Here is a 2,637-nt window from a genome sequence, read left to right as displayed (position 1 = left end):
ACCGTTCTAACTGCTTCCACGAGCGGATGGTTTCTCTCTCGGTCTAGTATCGTTACTGTGAGCTCCGATACATTGACACCAAGAATGGCGGCTGCAATACGAAGGTTTTCCCGCGGGGTAGCTTCAATATCCAGATTCCCTGCAAGTTCTTTCCCGACGGCCAGTTTGTCTACGTAGTAAGTTGGGAGAGGAGCGATCTTTCCGTCTTCAGTCGCAGCAATAACGCTCAACGCGTTCGATCGGCCATTTGCAACTAGTCTGGTCCCGTCGACTGGATCGACAGCGATAAGAACCTCGGGATCATCTTCGTTCCACTTACCCACGTGCTCTCCCGCAGCCAACATCGGAGCCTGATCCTTTTCTCCCTCTCCGATAACGACTGTACCCTTCATGTCCAGCAGATCAAGAATTCCTCTCATGGCATCAACGGCTCTTTGATCCACAGCTTCTTTGTCACCTCGCCCCAGGAAGACACTCGAAAACAGGGCCGCCGCTTCGGTTACCCTAACCATATCCAGGGTTATCTCTGGAATCAAATCTATCAACCCCTTACAAATCATATCACCGCGATACCGTTTTTCTGCCTTACTTCTCCAAACAAGCCAGTCGCTCTGAAAATGGCGAACCTCTGAAATCAATGACAGAATCGCACAAGACCCATTTACTTGATTCATTTTGAGTAAAATGATGTGATTAGTATCAGAGAAAGAATTGCACAATCTTTTTTGGCTCACCCAGCGGTAGCTCGGTGGTATTATTCTTGTATGAAGATGCTTATTCTGTCCTTTGTAGCATTTACAATATGAATGATCGTTAAAAGGAGGGGTTTCTATGCGAAGATTGTTGATTGCAGTCTACTTGGTGTTCGCTCTTGCGGTTGCGTTTTCTTATACCGAGGATCTTCCTGAACAGATCTTTCTTTCCAATGGAAACATGATATCCGTTCTCGGGAAAAACATTGTCGAAGACTCTGAAGTGTGCGAAATAAATATTCAGATTCCTTCAATAAGCGGTTTGAAAGACAAGCCTTTTGAAGAGTATCTTAACGCAACTATTGAGTCTGAGATTACGGATTATAGAACTCAGATCGAAGAAATGGCCCAGGCCGCTTACGAAGAATCGAAAACTTCCGAATGGCCATTCCGAAAATTCAGCATATATGTTTTATATGAGGCTAATCTCAGCGATGGCATTCTTAGCATCGACATGATCTTCAGCGAGTACACAGGCGGGGCCCACCCCGGTGCTTCCAGAAGAACTTATAACATCTCTGTTGACAGATGCCGCCTTGTTGCCCTTCACAGTGTTTTGGACAGTGCGGCCGCTGAAGACAGACTGAATGAACTGATAACAGGAGAGATTGGAAAGCGAGAAGACCTGTGGCCGGAATATTTCAAGGGGGTCACAACCGACCAGGGTTTCTACCTGAAGGCAGGAAGACTGTGCGTATACTTCCAGCCATACGAGATAGGTCCCTGGGCAGCAGGAATGCCGGAGTTCTGCTTCTCGCTGGGCGAATTGCTGAAACAATAGGAAAGCGTTCTGGCTGCTGTAAAGCCGACCGTTCTGACTGGTGGCGTATCCGAAAGAAACTCGTTGACACTGATAACCTTTGATGGTAAAGTTTTATTGCTGGCCGAGGTGGTGGAACTGGCAGACGCGGCGGACTCAAAATCCGCTGGGGTTGAGAGCCCCGTGCGGGTTCGATTCCCGCCCTCGGCACCAGAGGAAGGCTAAGCCTTCCTCTTTTCGTTGAAAATGTGGCTCTTCGTGTTTTAATGAAATTTGGAGGTGTTCGTTTGAGATTCTTAGATTTCGAACTGGAAGAGAAGGATCTAGTTTCTGTAGCAAATGAACTCATTCAGCGAACACAATCGGGAGTTAGATCACACGTCCTTACTATAAACGCTTTGATTGCTTACGAATACATGCACAACGAGGAGTATTGCAGGGCTCTACACAAAGTGAATTACGTCGTTCCTGACGGAAGCGGTGTACTGAAAGCAATTAAGCTAATTTCCAAAAGGAACCTTGAAAGAGTTCCGGGCATCGATTTGATGCTTAAGCTCTGTGAACTCTCTGCTGAAAAGGGATTGAGCATATTTCTTCTGGGATCTAAAGAGACTGTTGTAACAAAGACAACCGAAAAACTAAAACAAAGATTTCCACTAATTGACATTGTCGGGCATCACAGTGGCTTCTTCACGCAAGAAGAAAATGATACAATCGTTTCGGAAATAAACGCTTCATCTGCAGATATTTTGTTTGTCGGGATGGGTGTCCCAAGACAGGAACTTTGGATTGCAGAGAATGCTGAGAAACTCCAGGCAAAGATATTGATGGGCGTAGGCGGATCTTTCGACGTCGTTTCTGGCAATCTTAAGAGGGCTCCTTTATGGATGCAACGAGCCGGCCTTGAATGGCTTTACAGAGTGGTTCGAGAACCTGGAAAGCGGCTCAAAATTATTCCCAAGCTCTTTAGTTTCGAGACTTACGTTATCAGATCTTATTTAGAATCAAGAAGAGGTGGTTCCAGATGATCGTAACTAACGTTTTGGCATTCACAAATGATCTAAAGAACCCTCTTGTGGATGATGCTTTGGTTAGATTTGAGGACGGGGAAATCACTTTCGTTGG

3 protein-coding genes and 1 tRNA gene are annotated in these 2,637 nt (G+C 46.0%); 3 read left to right on the top strand and 1 reads right to left on the bottom strand.

The window, feature by feature from the left end; genetic code table 11:
- On the bottom strand, positions 1–536 hold a 536-nt coding region (locus tag BG32_RS07520; RefSeq protein WP_121526640.1), incomplete at its 3' end, for a fructose-bisphosphatase class II.
- 295 nt (positions 537–831) lie between these two features.
- Between BG32_RS07520 and BG32_RS07515 the strand changes: the two genes are divergently transcribed.
- The 3 genes from BG32_RS07515 to BG32_RS07505 all read left to right on the top strand — a co-directional run bounded on the left by BG32_RS07515 (position 832) and on the right by BG32_RS07505 (position 2,540).
- Positions 832–1,533, top strand: coding sequence for a DUF3298 and DUF4163 domain-containing protein (locus tag BG32_RS07515; RefSeq protein ID WP_006487472.1), 702 nt, complete (start codon positions 832–834; stop codon positions 1,531–1,533).
- A 102-nt stretch (positions 1,534–1,635) separates the two neighbouring features.
- Positions 1,636–1,725 (top strand) — tRNA-Leu (locus tag BG32_RS07510).
- A 74-nt stretch (positions 1,726–1,799) separates the two neighbouring features.
- The gene (locus BG32_RS07505) at positions 1,800–2,540 is read left to right on the top strand and encodes a WecB/TagA/CpsF family glycosyltransferase (protein ID WP_006487470.1); all 741 of its coding nucleotides are present in this window, start codon (positions 1,800–1,802) and stop codon (positions 2,538–2,540) included.
- Positions 2,541–2,637: the final 97 nt, after the last annotated feature.

This window comes from Mesotoga sp. HF07.pep.5.2.highcov (genome assembly GCF_003666285.1).
In the GTDB taxonomy this organism is placed as follows: Bacteria; Thermotogota; Thermotogae; order Petrotogales; family Kosmotogaceae; genus Mesotoga; species Mesotoga prima.
This window is presented reverse-complemented; position numbering and strand designations above follow the sequence as displayed.

Coding starts and splice junctions, on each gene's coding strand:
- BG32_RS07515 (WP_006487472.1), top strand. CDS start 832: ATGCGAAGATTGTTGATTGCAGTCTACTTGGTGTTCGCTCTTGCGGTT.